Consider the following 13240-nt stretch of genomic DNA (forward strand, 5'->3'; position numbering starts at 1 on the left):
TCCGGTGGGTCCGGCTATCGGGTGAACTGGCGGACGGGCGCCCGCGACATCTCCCCCGTGGTGGTGTACGAGCCGTCGTTCGCGAGGAAGGCGATCGACTCGCCCTGCTTCTCATCACGAAACGTCGGCGTCAGGCACGGCGTTCGAGCGAGCGTCGCCGCCATCGTCTCGCCCGGCTCGATCGGCCAGGTCCAGGCGCTGCGGTAGCCACGAACGATGAGCGCCTGCCCATCCATCCGAATGTCGGCTCCCGACATGTCGGTTCGAGACGACAGCGTCCCGGCCGGCACCTCCTGCATCGTCGTCACCCCACTCGTCGACTGCGGAAACGGCGCCATGAACACCTTGGTCCCGGCCGACTTCGTGATCACGTAGATCGTGCCATCGGCGCCGACCGCCATCGCCTCGCTGTTGTATCGGGCGTTCGGATACTTCAGCGTGATCGATGCGACGCCGGACAGCGTCGTCATCCCGCCTCCCGAGACGGCCGGCTCCCGAACCCGGTACACGACGATCGAATCCCGCTGCTTGCCGTTGTCGCCGACATCGCCGAGATAGAGGTAATGCACACCCGGCTCAGGACCGGGTCCGACCGCCATGTCTTCCCAGTCCCTCGCATTCGCGCCGGCGAGCCGGAAGGTCTTGCGGACCGTTCCGTCGAGGCGCAATGCGTGCACGTCCGGCTGCGCTCCGGAATCCTCGTGCACCCACAGCACCGACTCGTCGCGACGCCCTCGGGCCATACCCGAGATCTCCGTCAACGTCGGATCGCTGACGCTGCCGGCTACCGACGCCCGATAGTCACGGCAGACGAAGGGGTCGAGACTCGGGCCACCTGGGACCGCGTCATCGCCGGGAACCACGTCGCCCACGCGAACCGCTTGCACATCGACAGTCGCCGCTTCATCGATCTGCCCGATGGCTGCGCTCGCGACCGCTGCGAACATCGCCGCGGCGACTGCGCCACCGAGTACTGCCATCGGACGAACTCCCACCCCACCAGTATCGACGATGTGCAGTCGACTCGAACGTCGGACCGCGCCGGCGGCGTGATGTCGCGAGTTGTGCCTGGCACGACTCGCGGAGGTCAGTCGGTGGTGTTCCAGCCGCTGACGGCCTTGACCTCGCAGAACTCCTCGATGCCCCATGTGCCGCCTTCACGGCCGTTGCCCGACTGGCCGTAGCCACCGAACGGCGAACCGGCACCGCGCGCCTGACCGTTCATCTCGACCATGCCCGAACGCAGCCGGCGAGCGACGCGACGCGCTCGCTCGGGGTCTTGGGTCTGCACGTAGTTGGTCAGTCCGTAGGCGGTGTCGTTGGCGATCGCGATCGCCTCGTCCTCCGTGTCGAACGGCATGATCGACAGCACCGGGCCGAAGATCTCCTCCTTGGCGATCGTCATGTCGGGTGTCACGTCGGCGAAGACGGTCGGCCGCACGTAGTAGCCGGCGTCGAGGCCGTCGGGGCGACCGGTGCCACCGGCGACGAGGCGGGCACCCTCCGCTTCACCCTTCGCGATGAGGCCCTGGATCTTGTTCCACTGCACCTCCGACACGACCGGTCCGATGTGACGACCCTCGTCGTGCGCGTTCGCCACCGCGGTCTGGGCTGCCGCCTTCTCCGCCTCCGCGAGCGCCTCGGCATATCGCGAACGGTGCACGAGCATTCGGGTCGGCGCGTTGCACGACTGGCCACTGTTGTTGAAGCACTGCCGGACACCGCGCACGACCGCCTTCTCGTCTGCATCGCCGAAGATGATGTTGGCGCCCTTGCCACCGAGTTCGAGCGCGACCCGCTTGACCGAGTCGGCGGCATTCTTCGTGATCGCCACACCGGCGCGAGTCGAACCGGTGAATGAGACCATGTCGACGCCGGGATGACCGGACAGCTGCGTGCCGACCCCGGCACCGTCGCCGTTGACCATGTTGAACACGCCCGCCGGGAACCTGGCCTCGTGCATCATGTCGGCGAAGAGGTACGACGACAGCGGAGCGATCTCCGACGGCTTGAGCACCATCGTGCAGCCGACACCGACGGCCGGCGCGACCTTGAGCGTGACCTGGTTCATCGGCCAGTTCCACGGCGTGATCAGTGCGCACACGCCGACCGGCTCGTAGAGGATGCGGTCGCCGGGCGCATGGTCACCGAGCGGCCGATCGAACTCGAACTTCTTCAGCTCCTCGATGAACGACTGGAGGTGCCAGGTGCCCGAACCGGCCTGCGCGGTCTGCGCCATCGAGATCGGCGCGCCCATCTCCAACGAGATCGCCTCGGCCATCTCGCCGTAGCGAGCGGTGTACACCTCGAGCAGCTGCTCGAGCAGTGCGATCCGTTCGGCCGGTTCGGTCTCGGCCCAGCCGGGGAACGCCGCCTTGGCCGCGGCCACCGCCGCGTCGGTGTCGGCTTGCGACCCGAACGAGATGACGGCACACGGTTGCTCGGTCGACGGATCGATCACGTTCACGTCGTTCGGTGTGCTGGGGTCGACCCAGGCGCCGTCGATGTAGAACTTCCGGCGGTCGAGGAGCTGATCGGTCGTCATCGTGACTCGCTTTCGAAGAGGTGTTTCCGGCCTCCGACGGTATCGGTCAGCACCGCCGATCCACCGGGCGCCAGCGCTCAGCGGATCGGGTTCTTGTATGCGTCGAGGTAGGTGATCTTCTCGACCGGCGGCCGCTGTGCCGGCTTGAAGTCGGTGCCCTTGGTGTACGCCACCGGGAGCAGCCCGGCCTGCGTCATGTGCTCGGGGATCCCGAGCAACTCGGCTGCCTCCTGCTCCTTGCCGAGGTGCAGCGTGGTCAGGCAACTCCCCAGGCCGCGGCTCCGCAGCGCGAGCTGGAAGCTCCACACCGCCGGCAGGATCGACCCCATCAGGCCCGCCGCCGCGCCGGTGCTGTTGTCGGGCAGGCGACCGATGATCATCGGGATCACGAGCACCGGAACCTCGCCCAGGTGCTGGGCCAGGTAGTTGGCCGAGTCGATCACCCGGCCCTGCTGGGTCCCGTCGTCGGCGGCCGCCGCAGCCGATGCCAGGTACTCGCCGCCCGCCTCGCGGTACATCTCGGCGAGCGCCTCCTTCTTGGCTGCGTCGCGGACCACCAACCAGCGCCACCCCTGCTGGTTCGAGCCGGTCGGTGCCTGCACGGCGAGCTGCAGGCATTCGAGCAGCACGTCGTCGGGCACGTCGCGGTCGAGGTCGAGCCGCTTGCGCACGGCGCGGGTGGTCGAGAGCAATGCGTCGGTCTGGGCGAGATCGAAATCCATCCCGACATCGTGGCCGACGGACGCCACGGCCGCCGCACCAGGCGTGGGCGCCGCTGCCCCGGAACTCGTCGTTCCGGGGCAGCTTCGGGTTGCCGTGACGCGGTCAGCGCATCAGCACGTCACGAGCAGGTGGAACCCCCGGTTCTCGACGCCCGCACCGTTCTGGTCCTTCGTGAACACGATGACACCGTGCTCCGGGTCGTCGGTCCAGTTGGCCACTTGGGCGACGCCGGGCAACGGTCCGACGTTGACACCCGGGCGGCCGACGGTCGCCTGGTAGGCGCACTCGCTGATGTCCCGCTCGAACACCACGGCGTAGTCACCGGCCGGCACCGCTCCGTCGAGCAACTCCGCCGAGGCGATACCCTCGCTCGACCGCACGAGCGTGCCGTTGGAGTCGACCACGGCCCACAGCATGTCGGTCTGCTGCACGTACCGATCGTCGTGGTTGTGGTGCTCGTAGTAGCCGTTGACGTCGACGATGATGTCGGTGGTCCCGAACGCGTTGAAGAGCGAGAACATGCCCGCTCCGTCGAGTCCGGTCGTGACCGAGTTCGGCGTCGGCGCCTGTCCCGGCAGCAGGTTGAGGTTCGACGTGGTCGGCTGCGCCTCGTCGGTCGGGAACACGGTCACGAACGTCGGCGCGGTCGCGTTGAGCGCCGTGACGTTCAGCGAGAGCGCGATCGCCTCGGACGGGATGTCGCAGTTGCCGTTGACGCCGTGGGCGTTGACGTCGTACTGCTCACCCGCACCGAGCGGCGTCGCCCGCGGGCCGACCTGCGTGTCGGGTCGGGTGTCGGTGAGCCGGCACGGGTTGATGTCGACGAGGATCGGGCGGTCGCCCGAGTCGACGGTCGCGTGAACCAGCCCGATCCCGCCGGTGCCGAGCGACACGGCGACGGCGGCGCCGATCGCCGCCCAGCGGGTGCGCAGGAACCCGACGCGGCGTGCCGACGATCGGTCGTGACGCCCATCGTCCGCCGCTGCCGCGACGCTGCTGTTGGTGGATGTGATGTTCATGATGCCCTCCCAAGGGACGTGTCGTGTCTGTCGGGAGTCCGGAGCGGCGTCCGTGGGCGATCTCGCAGAAACCGGTAAGAATTTCTCAACGGCCGCTCGGCCGCTCGGCCCGCCGGCTCGCTCAGTAGCTGCCGGGCGTGAACTCGAGGTCACCGGCGACACGGGGCGTCCGCACGACGACGTAGTCGGCATGCACGTCCATCGTGGCGCCGTCGATGCCGGCCAGCCACCACAGCCGCGGCTCGGCGCCGACGATCCGGAACTCGGTCCACGCCGACGGATCGGGATGTAGCGGGTCGAGGGTGAGCAGTAGCGCTCCGTGCTGCCACTCGGCTCGTGTCAGCACCACCTCGGCGACGTCGATGCCGACCACCTGCGGGCACGGTTCGAGCGGGGCGGCCGACAGCGCTGCCCACCGACCGGGCCCGCCGGCCTCGGCCGCCGCCAGGAATGCGTTGTACTGCCCACGCGGGTGCGGCTCATCGAGGCCCATCCCCCACGTGAACTCGCCGCGCCCGGTGTCCCACGTCGGTTCGTACGACGCCTCGATCGCGGCGGCGAGCCGGGTGGCCAGATCGTCGAGCCCCCACTCGCGGGCGAGCAGCAGCGACGACGCCGGAGCACGACCGGCCCGGAGCGGCGTGGCGATCTCACCGTCGTACCCCACGGTGGCGCACCCGGCGGCGAACAGGCGCCGCGCGTCCGTCGGCATCTGCGGCGCGGCGTAGAACGCCGTAGTCAGCGCTGCATGCGCCGGGAGTCGATGGTGGACGTCTTCGACCGGGTCGTAGTAGAAGGTGGTCGTCGTCGGCAGGTCGTCGCGATCGAGATCGAGGTAGTGCTCACGGGCGTATGCCCACCACGACTCGAATGCCTCGGCGTGGAAGCTCGTTCCGTGTCGGTGGTCGTGGAGCCTCAGACCGAGGCCGGCGCCGGCCAGTCAAAACGGCCAGACCTTCGTGTTCTCGCAATGGCAGCCGATCGGGGTGTCGCGCCACTGATCGCGGAGGTTCCGGGCGATCTGCGAGTGCGACCACGTGAACGAGTGCTCGCCGTCACGGATCAGCTCGAACGGCTCGTTCCACCGGTCGGTGTCGCCGGGGCCGTTGGCGACCATCGAACGGACCCCGAGCAGCACCAGGAGGAAGCCCTGGTAGAAGAGCATGCCGTCGGCGGCGATCGGGTCGATCTGCACGCCGTACGGTTCGATGCCGTTGGCCGTCCAGCCCGGCACGTCGTACTTCCCCCACAGCTCTTCGGGGACGAACATCCGGTAGACGTCGGGGTACTCGCCACGGTCGGGGTCGTGCCCGAACTGCGTCAGCCAGTCGGCCGCCGACCACCACTGGGTGTGCCGTTCGATCAGCTGGTCGAGGATCGCCACGTACGGCTCGGTCCACGCCGGTGTGCGATGCGCCATCAGCCCCATCGCATACGACGAGTCGACCAGGTCGAAGCGGTGCCAGCTCGCCATCGGCGGGTCGGACCGGTCGTCCCAGTGCGGGTGCGGGTGGCCCTCGCGGCTCCAGTCGTCGGGCGTGTGGGCCTTGCGGTGGAGGTACCGCAGCCACCCGACCGATCGCTGCGACAACCCCACGCCGCGAACCTACCGCCCTGCCCTGTTTGCAGCGCAACAGCGACCAACGCCGATCGCCGGTGGTCGGCCGACCTGCCAGACTTTCGGGCATGCCCGACGCCGCCGCCAAGGACACGTTGCATCGCTATCTGCAATCGGCACGCGAGGCGCTGCTCTGGAAGCTGGAGGGGCTGTCGGAGTACGACGTCAGGCGGCCGCTCACGCCGACCGGTACGAACCTGCTCGGCATCGTCAAACACCTCGCCATGGTCGAGTTCGGCTACTTCGGCGACACGTTCGGTCGTCCGTACGACGACGTGCTCCCGGAGGTCGGACCGGATGCGGAGCCCAACGACGACATGTGGGCGAAGGCCGACGAGACCCGCGAACAGATCATCGGCTGCTACCAGCGGGCGACCACGCACGCCGACGCCACGATCGACGCGCTCGGGTTGGACGACACCGGGACGGTGCCGTGGTGGCCCGACGACGTCAACCCGGTCACGCTGCACCGCATCCTCGTGCACATGATCGCCGAGACGAACCGCCACGCCGGGCACGCCGACATCCTCCGGGAGCAGATCGACGGCGACGCCGGCCTGCTCCCATCGGCCGACAACCTGCCCGACGTCGACCCCGAGTGGTGGTCGGCCTACGTCGGCCGCGTCGAGGCGGCAGCTCGCGCCGCCTCCGGCACCGCCTGACGTCGGGGGCTTCGACCGGGCCGACGCCCGCCGGCCGGCGCTATCGGTCGATGGCGTGCAGCGTCTCGAGACGGGACCGGAGATGCTCGCGCTCGACCTCGTTGGCACACCGATCGATCGCCAGCCGGAACGACGCCTGCGCAGTGTCCCGATCGCCGGCGCGAGCCGAGAGTTCGCCACGGACCGCCGCGAGACGGTGATCGTCGGCGAGCAACTCCTCGACGTCGGCGAGCAGGGCCAGGCCCGCCCGCGGACCCTCCGCCTCGGCGACGGCGACGGCCCGGTTGAGTCGGACGATCGCCGAGTTGGTCAGGGTTTCGAGCGCCGCGTAGTGACCGGCGATCACCGCCCAGTTCGTCGTGTCCGCGGTGGGGGCGATCGCGTGCTCCGCTGCGATCAGTGCCTGGAGTCGGAGTTCTTCCGTGTACCCCTCCCCCGCCGTCAGACCGGCGACCAGCGAGACGGCAACCTGGATCTCCTCGTGGTGCCAGGTCGAGCGGTCCTGTTCTGCCAGCGTCACGAGGCGACCGTCGCGCTCGCGGGCCGAGCGACGCGAGTGCTGGAGCATCAGCAGCGCGAGCGTCGCTCGAACCTGGGCGGCATGCGGGACGAGGTGGTGCAACACGGCGGCCAGGCGCACGGCTTCGCCGGCCAGGTCGGCCCGCACCAGTTCGGATCCGCCGCCTGGCGTGTACCCCGCCGTGAACGCCAGGTAAATGGTGCGGCAGACCTCGTCGAGACGGTCGTCGAGTTCGTCGTGGAGCGGAGCACCGAGGGGGATGCCGGCCCCGATGATCTTCTGCTTCGCCCGGGTCAACCGGGCCGCCATCGTCGTCGTCGGCACCAGGAACAGGCGGGCGATCTGCTCCGTCGGCATGCCGATGACGAGGCGGAGCGCCAGTGCGGATCGGGATGCACGAGGCAACGCCGGGTGGCAGCAGAGCAGGATGAGATGCAGCCGGTCGTCGCCGAGATCCTCGTCGGCCGCCTCGGGCGGCGTCCAGCCCGGACGGACCGCGAGCAGGTGCGCCTTGCGCCCCGCCACGGCCTCCGCTCGGAGCCGTCCGACGATGTGACGGTGCGCCGTCGTGTACAGCCACCCCGCCGGATTGTCCGGCACCCCGTCGACCGGCCACCGAGCGGCCGCACGGGCGAACGCCTCGGCGAGCGCGTCCTCGGCGAGATCGAGGCGTCGTGTGCGAGCGACGAGCAGCGACAGCAGGCGACCCCATTCGCCCCGATGGACCTCGTCGAGCACCCGCTCAGGGGGTGGCGAGAACCGGGCGGATGTCGATGTCATACGGGGGCAGGACCTTGCACAGTTCGATCACCGTGTCGAGATCGGGCGCTTCCAGAACGTAGTAGCCACCGATCTGCTCGGCCGTCTCGGCGAACGGCCCGTCGGTGATGGTCAGTTCACCGCCGCGAGTGCGGAGCGTCGTCGCCATCGAACCGTCGCCCAGGGCTTCGCCGCCGAGCATCTCCACCCCGGGTCGGCTCGCGCACGCCTCATCGAACGCGACGTGCTGGGCGATCCCCGCCTCCTGTTCGTCGGGCGTCAGGTCATCCCATGACGACATCTCACCCATGGTGGCGAGCAGAACGAAGTACTTCATGACAACTCCTCGGTTCGTGGGTCGGCGACGTTCGCCGACACCACCATGACGCGCCGGACCGTCGCAATTCGACAACGCTCGAGAAATGTTCGACACAATCCGGCGGGCGCGGCGTCTGCGGCCGGCGCCGGCGCGTCGTTCTACCCGCAGCTGCCGATGCAACGATCGCCGTGCCACTCCACCCAGAGGAAGAACGCATCGCCGATCACCACCCCGGCGACGATCACCCCGGCGACGACGGCGAGCCCCCGCCGGCGACGAGCCCCGGGCGCAGGCAGCGACAGCCGCGCTCCCGACGCTGCCGCCGCGAGCAGCAGCACGTTCGCGGCGAACATCAGCAGCCCGACGAGTTCGAACTTCAGGCCTTCGTTGGTGCGTTGCCGGTACAGATGCGCCTCCCGCAGACCGGCTGTCGCCCCAACCATCGCCACCACGCCGACGACCGAGCCCACCCAGAGCACGGCCCACCTGACGCCACGCCGGTGCCTCGGCGTCAGTTCGATCATCGACGGGACCCTACGTCACCCTCCGACCAGCCGAACCTCGCGAGATCCGTCAGTTGGATGCGGTCAACTCGGGAGCCAGCTCGTGGAGGAGGGCGAGGACGGCCGGACGATCGGGGCCGACCGCCATCACGACGACGGTGTCGTCGGCAACGGGCAGCCGACCGCCCGCTGATGCGCCGGAGACGCGGGTGCGCGCCTGCCCGGCGTCGACACCGACGAGCACACCCGAGCACACGTGCCGCGCCGCACCGACGCCGACGACGCTGCCGTGGCCGGCCACGTCGGGGCCGAACCGTTCGGCGTGGTGGACGAGCACACGACCGCCGCGTTCGACGCGGAGCTCCCACTCCAACGCTCCCGAGGCCTCCCCGTGCCGACCGAGCGACAACTCGTCGAACAAGCGGCAGGTCGCGGTCGGAGCGAGTTCGACGCGCGTCGAGATGAGGTGATCGGATCCGACGACCGATACGGTCGGTTCGGGACGCCAGTCGAGATGAGCCCCCTCCCCCAGGACGCACGACGTCGACATCGCGGATCGACCGGGCTCGGCACCCGGCCACACCATCGTCGCGGCGACGGTGCCGAGTTCGAGCGACGCGCCGGCCCCGACAGCCACGTCGAGCGACAGTTCGTCGCCACCCACCGGCGACGCGGCCGACCCGGCGACCATCACCCGGTCACCGCAGCGGCGGATAGCGAACGGCGGCTCCGACCGTACGTTCGACAGCACCAGCGCACCGTCGGCGTCGATGACCTCGAGCCGGGCATTCGCCCGCAGGCTCACGGCGCGACGCCCGCCCGCCAGGTCCGCACGCTCGCCTCGACCCACTCGGCCACCTCCGCCGCACCGGCAGGGTCGACGATCGAGATCGGCAGCACGGGTCGGCCGGATCGACGGTCCGCGGCGTCGGCGCGCATCCGTTCGACGTCCGAGCCGACGTACGGCGCGAGGTCGGTCTTGTTGATCACCAGCAGATCGGCGAGCGCGACACCCGGTCCGCCCTTGCGCGGCACGTCGTCACCGCCGGCTGTGTCGATCACGAACACCTGCTGGTCGACGAGACCGCGACTGAAGATCGCGGTCAGGTTGTCGCCGCCCGACTCGACCAGCGTGATGTCGACCGGATCGTGGGCACGTTCCAGCCGTTCGACCGCGTCCAGGTTGGCGGCGATGTCGTCGCGAATCGCCGTGTGTGGGCAGCACCCGGTCTCGACGGCGGCGATCCGGTCCTCCGGCAGCACTGCCGCCGCGCGCAGCGCCTCGGCATCCTCGCTGGTGAAGATGTCGTTGGTGACGACGACCACCGAGTAGCGGTCGCGCAGCAGCGTGCACAGCGCGCCGACGAGCGTGGTCTTGCCACTCCCGACCGGTCCACCGATGCCGATGCGCAGCGGGCGTTCGCCCGGGCCGGATCCGGGTGCCGTCGGCCCCGGCGGCGCGTGCAGGTGCTGGTGGAGACCGACGAGATCGATGTCGTGGGGAGGGCTCATGTCGAAACCTTTCGTGTCATGCGACGAACAACCTCGCGTCCCACTCGCCGTGGCGTTCACCGAGCAGTTCGGTCAGCGTGCCGCCGAGCGCCGGCAGCTCGCCCGGCGACGTGGTCGACCACCGCTCGACCACGTCGGCCGACACGATGTGCCGATCGAGCGCACGCGCCTGCACGGCCGCGACGGCGAGCGGGTCGAGGCCGAGGAGACGGACACCGGCGGTGCACGCAGCGGCGGCGAGATGGTGCAGGGAGATCGACGCGGCGTCGGCGGGCGAACCGCCGCACGCGCCGACGGCGACCCCGAGCGCCACCGGCTGGTGGGGACCGTCGACCGACGACGCGAGCCGGGACAACTCGGCGTCGGGCCACACCGCGGACGCTGCCCTGGCGAGCTGACGCCCGAGCCGGCGGCTGACCGTGCGGAGCCGTGGCGACAGCACCCGGGCGTCGAACTCGGCGTCGAGCAGGTCGAGCCGCCCACCCGCCGCACCGACGGCGCCGACGGCGAACGCCGCCTCGACCACGCCGAGTGCCAGGCGACCGTCGAGGTAGCGGTCGAGCGAGGCCAGGTCGTGGACGTCGCCGACGTCGACCGCCGACTCGACGCCGGCCGAGTAGGCGTGACCACCGGCAGGGAACCGCCCGTCGGCGAGCAGCAGGACGGATGGGTTCATCGTGCGTCCATCGGCTCAGAAGAGGAAGTAGCGCTGGGCCATCGGCAACTCGGTGGCCGGTTGCTCGACGATCAGCTCGCCGTCGATCCGCACGGCGAAGGTGTCCGGGTCGATGGCGATGTCGGGGCGTGCGTCGTTCAGTGGCATGTCGGCCTTGCCGACCGAACGGGTGTCGACCACGGGCACCATCTCCCGCTCGACCCGCACCCGACCGGGCAGGCCGTCGTCGAGCGCGGCCTGCGACACCCACGCCACCGACAGGCCGGGTGCCACCGCCGGCGCGGCACCGAACATCGGCCGCGGCAGCTCGGGCTGCGGCGTGGGGATCGACGCGTTGGCGTCGCCCATCGTCGCCCAGGCGATCATCCCGCCCTTGACGACGACGTGCGGCCGCACGCCGAAGAACGCCGGGTCCCACAGGACCAGATCGCCGAGCTTGCCGACCTCGACCGACCCGACCTCGCGCTGGAGCCCGTGGGCGATCGCCGGGCAGATCGTGTACTTCGCGACGTAGCGCCGAGCCCGCAGGTTGTCGGCCGTGCCGTCGCCGTCGAGCGGGCCGCGGCGGACCTTCATCACGTGGGCGGTCTGCCACGTGCGGAGCACGACCTCACCGATGCGGCCCATCGCCTGGGAGTCGGACCCGATCATCGAGATCGCGCCCAGGTCGTGGAGGATGTCCTCCGCCGCGATCGTCGACGGCCGGATGCGGCTCTCGGCGAACGCCAGATCTTCGGGCACCGCCGGGTTGAGGTGGTGGCACACCATCAACATGTCGAGGTGCTCGTCGACGGTGTTGACCGTGTGCGGTCGGGTCGGGTTGGTCGACGACGGCAGCACATTGGCGTGGGAGGCGACCGTCATGATGTCGGGCGCGTGGCCGCCGCCGGCGCCCTCGGTGTGGAACGTGTGGATCGAGCGGCCGGCGATCGCGGCGAGCGTGCTCTCGACGTACCCCGCCTCGTTGAGCGTGTCGGTGTGGATCGCGACCTGCACACCCGACTCGTCGGCGACGCGCAGTGCGGCGTCGATCGCCGCCGGCGTGGTGCCCCAGTCCTCGTGCAACTTGAAGCCCGAAGCGCCGGCTCGCAACTGCTCCCACAGCGCGTCGGCGTTGACCGTGTTGCCCTGCCCCAACAGCGACACGTTGAGCGGCCAGTGATCGACGGCCTCGAGCATCCGCTCGAGGTGCCACGCGCCGGTGACCGTGGTCGCCTTGGTGCCCTCGGCCGGCCCGGCGCCTCCGCCGATGATCGTCGTGATGCCCGATCCGAGCGCCTCGTCGAACAGCTGGGGGCAGATCAGGTGCACGTGACAGTCGATCGCGCCGGCGGTGACGATCTTGCCGTTGCCGGCGAGGATCTCCGTCGACGGGCCGATCTCCAGCGCCGGGTGGATGCCGTCCATCGTGTCGGGGTTGCCGGCTCGACCGATGCCGACGATCCGGCCGTCGCGCACACCGATGTCGGCCTTGACGACACCCCAGTGGTCGAGGATCACGGCGCCGGTGATCACGAGATCGGGTGCACCGTCGGCGCGCGTGCGCGTCGACTGGCCCATCGACTCGCGGATGACCTTGCCGCCGCCGAAGACCGCCTCGTCGCCGCCGACGCAGTGGTCGTCGGTGACCTCGATCCAGAGATCGGTGTCGGCAAGGCGGATCTGATCGCCGGTGGTCGGGCCGAACAGCGCCCGGTAGCGGGAGCGGCTGATGTGGCTCATGACGCCCCACCGCCCGGCGTGTCGAGCGGACCGGCGACGGCGTTGCGGAGGCCGGCGACGACCCGGGCGCCGACGAACGGCACGAGGTCGACGTCGGCGACGATGCCGGGCTCGAACCGGACCGCCGTGCCGGCGGGGATGTCGAGGCGCCGCCCGCGTGCGGCGGCACGGTCGAACACGAGCGCGTCGTTCGCCTCGGCGAAGTGGTAGTGCGAGCCGACCTGCACCGGTCGGTCGCCGTGGTGTTCGACCCGCAGCGTCGTGACCGGGCGACCGGCGTTGATCTCGATCATGTCGTCGGGGCCGCGGACGGCACCGGGCACGAGCGCGTCGGGGCCGGTGGTGCCTGGCTGGATCGGGTCGTGCAACGTGACGAGCTTCGTGCCGTCGGGGAACGTCGCCTCGATCTGGATCTCGGGGATCAGCGAGGCGACACCGTCCATCACGTCGTCACCACTCAACACGTGGCGGCCGGCCTCCATCAGGTCGGCGACGCTGCGGCCGTCGCGGGCGCCTTCGAGCACCCAGGCGCCGAGCACGGCGATCGCTTCGGGATGGTTGAGGCGCAGCCCCCGATCACGCCGGGCAGACGCTGCCGACGCGGCGGTGAAGATCAGCAGCCGGTCCTGCTCATGTGGTGTCAGACGCACGATCGCGCTCGC

General features: G+C 70.1%; 15 protein-coding genes. 1 reads left to right on the forward strand and 14 read right to left on the reverse strand.

Annotated features, from left to right (window positions below):
• Positions 1–14 precede the first annotated feature (14 nt).
• From R8G01_11560 to R8G01_11585, 6 genes are all read right to left on the reverse strand, one after another.
• Entirely contained in the window at positions 15–980 is a 966-nt protein-coding gene (locus R8G01_11560; GenBank protein ID MDW3214630.1) for a hypothetical protein, read from the reverse strand.
• Positions 981–1087: 107 nt separating this feature from the next.
• A complete protein-coding gene (locus tag R8G01_11565) occupies positions 1088–2545 on the reverse strand; it encodes an aldehyde dehydrogenase family protein (protein MDW3214631.1) in 1458 nt (485 codons plus the stop codon).
• Positions 2546–2622: 77 nt separating this feature from the next.
• Positions 2623–3267 carry a nitroreductase family protein gene (locus tag R8G01_11570; GenBank protein ID MDW3214632.1) on the reverse strand — a complete coding sequence of 215 codons (645 nt, stop codon included), beginning with the start codon at positions 3265–3267 and terminating at the stop codon, positions 2623–2625.
• Positions 3268–3378: 111 nt separating this feature from the next.
• Positions 3379–4287, reverse strand: a complete 909-nt coding sequence (locus R8G01_11575; protein ID MDW3214633.1) for a hypothetical protein — start codon at positions 4285–4287, stop codon at positions 3379–3381.
• A 121-nt stretch (positions 4288–4408) separates the two neighbouring features.
• Positions 4409–4999, reverse strand: a complete 591-nt coding sequence (locus tag R8G01_11580; GenBank protein ID MDW3214634.1) for a hypothetical protein — start codon at positions 4997–4999, stop codon at positions 4409–4411.
• A gap of 228 nt (positions 5000–5227) precedes the next feature.
• Positions 5228–5884, reverse strand: a complete 657-nt coding sequence (locus tag R8G01_11585; protein ID MDW3214635.1) for a hypothetical protein — start codon at positions 5882–5884, stop codon at positions 5228–5230.
• A gap of 89 nt (positions 5885–5973) precedes the next feature.
• On the opposite strand from R8G01_11585, the gene R8G01_11590 reads away from it, so the two are divergent.
• Positions 5974–6567 (forward strand): DinB family protein, encoded by a 594-nt coding sequence (locus R8G01_11590; protein ID MDW3214636.1) that lies wholly within the window; start codon positions 5974–5976, stop codon positions 6565–6567.
• Positions 6568–6607: 40 nt separating this feature from the next.
• Here the strand turns inward: R8G01_11590 and R8G01_11595 are convergent, their stop codons facing one another.
• The 8 genes from R8G01_11595 to R8G01_11630 all read right to left on the reverse strand — a co-directional run bounded on the left by R8G01_11595 (position 6608) and on the right by R8G01_11630 (position 13228).
• On the reverse strand, positions 6608–7867 hold the full coding sequence (locus R8G01_11595; GenBank protein MDW3214637.1) for a DUF6596 domain-containing protein: 1260 nt from the start codon (positions 7865–7867) through the stop codon (positions 6608–6610).
• A complete protein-coding gene (locus tag R8G01_11600) occupies positions 7830–8183 on the reverse strand; it encodes a YciI family protein (GenBank protein MDW3214638.1) in 354 nt (117 codons plus the stop codon). Before R8G01_11600 ends, R8G01_11595 begins: the two co-directional genes overlap by 38 nt.
• Positions 8184–8323: 140 nt before the next feature.
• On the reverse strand, positions 8324–8689 hold the full coding sequence (locus tag R8G01_11605; GenBank protein MDW3214639.1) for a hypothetical protein: 366 nt from the start codon (positions 8687–8689) through the stop codon (positions 8324–8326).
• Between the two features lie 49 nt (positions 8690–8738).
• Positions 8739–9473, reverse strand: coding sequence for an urease accessory protein UreD (locus tag R8G01_11610; GenBank protein ID MDW3214640.1), 735 nt, complete (start codon positions 9471–9473; stop codon positions 8739–8741).
• Positions 9470–10180 (reverse strand): urease accessory protein UreG, encoded by a 711-nt coding sequence (ureG, locus tag R8G01_11615; GenBank protein ID MDW3214641.1) that lies wholly within the window; start codon positions 10178–10180, stop codon positions 9470–9472. The genes R8G01_11610 and ureG overlap by 4 nt, the downstream gene beginning before the upstream one ends.
• Before the next feature lie 16 nt (positions 10181–10196).
• The gene (locus R8G01_11620) at positions 10197–10856 is read right to left on the reverse strand and encodes an urease accessory UreF family protein (GenBank protein MDW3214642.1); all 660 of its coding nucleotides are present in this window, start codon (positions 10854–10856) and stop codon (positions 10197–10199) included.
• 15 nt (positions 10857–10871) lie between these two features.
• Positions 10872–12578 carry an urease subunit alpha gene (locus R8G01_11625; protein ID MDW3214643.1) on the reverse strand — a complete coding sequence of 569 codons (1707 nt, stop codon included), beginning with the start codon at positions 12576–12578 and terminating at the stop codon, positions 10872–10874.
• A complete protein-coding gene (locus R8G01_11630; GenBank protein ID MDW3214644.1) occupies positions 12575–13228 on the reverse strand; it encodes an urease subunit gamma in 654 nt (217 codons plus the stop codon). Before R8G01_11630 ends, R8G01_11625 begins: the two co-directional genes overlap by 4 nt.
• Positions 13229–13240: the final 12 nt, after the last annotated feature.

It is taken from the genome of Ilumatobacteraceae bacterium, assembly GCA_033344875.1.
Classification (GTDB): Bacteria; Actinomycetota; Acidimicrobiia; order Acidimicrobiales; family Ilumatobacteraceae; genus Ilumatobacter.

Bases quoted from the DNA above. Each gene is read 5' to 3' on its own strand.
- R8G01_11560 (MDW3214630.1), bottom strand. From the start codon at position 980: ATGGCAGTACTCGGTGGCGCAGTCGCCGCGGCGATGTTCGCAGCGGTC.
- R8G01_11565 (MDW3214631.1), bottom strand. From the start codon at position 2,545: ATGACGACCGATCAGCTCCTCGACCGCCGGAAGTTCTACATCGACGGC.
- R8G01_11570 (MDW3214632.1), bottom strand. From the start codon at position 3,267: ATGGATTTCGATCTCGCCCAGACCGACGCATTGCTCTCGACCACCCGC.
- R8G01_11575 (MDW3214633.1), bottom strand. From the start codon at position 4,287: ATGAACATCACATCCACCAACAGCAGCGTCGCGGCAGCGGCGGACGAT.
- R8G01_11580 (MDW3214634.1), bottom strand. From the start codon at position 4,999: ATGCCGACGGACGCGCGGCGCCTGTTCGCCGCCGGGTGCGCCACCGTG.
- R8G01_11590 (MDW3214636.1), top strand. From the start codon at position 5,974: ATGCCCGACGCCGCCGCCAAGGACACGTTGCATCGCTATCTGCAATCG.
- R8G01_11595 (MDW3214637.1), bottom strand. From the start codon at position 7,867: ATGACATCGACATCCGCCCGGTTCTCGCCACCCCCTGAGCGGGTGCTC.
- R8G01_11600 (MDW3214638.1), bottom strand. From the start codon at position 8,183: ATGAAGTACTTCGTTCTGCTCGCCACCATGGGTGAGATGTCGTCATGG.
- R8G01_11605 (MDW3214639.1), bottom strand. From the start codon at position 8,689: ATGATCGAACTGACGCCGAGGCACCGGCGTGGCGTCAGGTGGGCCGTG.
- ureG (MDW3214641.1), bottom strand. From the start codon at position 10,180: ATGAGCCCTCCCCACGACATCGATCTCGTCGGTCTCCACCAGCACCTG.
- R8G01_11620 (MDW3214642.1), bottom strand. From the start codon at position 10,856: ATGAACCCATCCGTCCTGCTGCTCGCCGACGGGCGGTTCCCTGCCGGT.
- R8G01_11625 (MDW3214643.1), bottom strand. From the start codon at position 12,578: ATGAGCCACATCAGCCGCTCCCGCTACCGGGCGCTGTTCGGCCCGACC.